The following is a 1,233-nucleotide window of genomic DNA, read 5'->3' as shown; positions in this document are numbered from 1 at the left end:
TCATGACCCGTATAACCACGGTTTGTCCAAGGATCATCTGACAGGCTTAACATAGTAGTGCGCTTACCAAACGGGTCGAATTCCGCTCGCTGCACAATTTTACCGTTAGCATCCGTTATCGTGTCAATATTACCGAGTGCGTCCTTATGCAAGTAACGAGTTACATCTGGCTGCTGCTTATGATTAAGCTTTGAACGAACCTGTATCGCAACCACCTCTTTGCCCGCATAAATATGGTGCTTCATTTGCTCATATTGATCCGCTAAGCCTTGGTTACTAATCACGTATTCATAGGCTTTGCTTACGTAATATGTCTTCTCGATATTGCCCTTTGCCCAGCGTGTTTGCATGGCTCGGGTATTATCTGGTCCATAAATGAAATCCGTTTTTTTGCTTCCCTGACGAATCTGACTAGGTTTATTAAAGCCTGTCCATTTATAGGTTTTTTTACCATCGGTTGCGATATTGCCATTCAAGTCGTACTTATAATCACGGCTCCCGGCAACACCCCTGAGCGTGGAAAGTCGGTTACCATCATCATAAGTCATCGTTCCAGCGTCTGACTTATAAATTATATTGCCATGCTGGTCATAGTCGTAATTGTAATTTTGGCTGTTACCTGCTGAGTGTACCGAAGTAACAGTATCTAATCGGTCATATTCATCATATGTGTAGGTATTATCGATACTGACATAGGCGTTGGCCGTACGTTGATATCGCTCATTCCGGGTTTTGACATTATCAACTTCATCATAGGTATAGTCGATATTACGAATCAAGTCGAAATCACCGCCTATACCGGTGGTGATGTTTCTAAGGTGACCATTGTACGGATCAAACTCTCGGTTAGTGACTAGGCCATTCCCCACCCAATCGCTACGTAAACGACCCGAAGCATCACGCCCTGAGGCCTCCCAAAGAACCACCATAGCACTATCATCATTTTTGGTATCCAAACTACGTTCAATTCCATCAATGACATCTTTATAGTCTTCTATTTTCTCTGTGAGCGCAGTAAGCTTTTTCGTTTCCTTCCTTGCTCTTGCTACTTGTTTTATTGCTAATTCTTTGTACCTTGACGCCCTTTTTTCCCAATTACCCGCAGACCTCTCTTTCGAAGCTGCTTGTCTGGTTTTAGTATTTGATTGAGCAGCTTTTTGTTTCGCAACAGATGAGTAGGAATTAGATCGATTGGTATAAAATTCCGCAAGGTCAATGGTACTTGGCACCATT

General features: G+C 42.8%; 1 protein-coding gene. It reads right to left on the bottom strand.

The features are described 5' to 3' along the window. Nucleotides 1-1,233: hypothetical protein (locus tag DKW60_RS23875; protein WP_219988874.1), on the bottom strand; the 1,233-nt coding region annotated here is incomplete at both ends.

Source organism: Leucothrix pacifica, assembly GCF_003172875.1.
Classification (GTDB): Bacteria; Pseudomonadota; Gammaproteobacteria; order Thiotrichales; family Thiotrichaceae; genus Leucothrix; species Leucothrix pacifica.
This window is presented reverse-complemented; position numbering and strand designations above follow the sequence as displayed.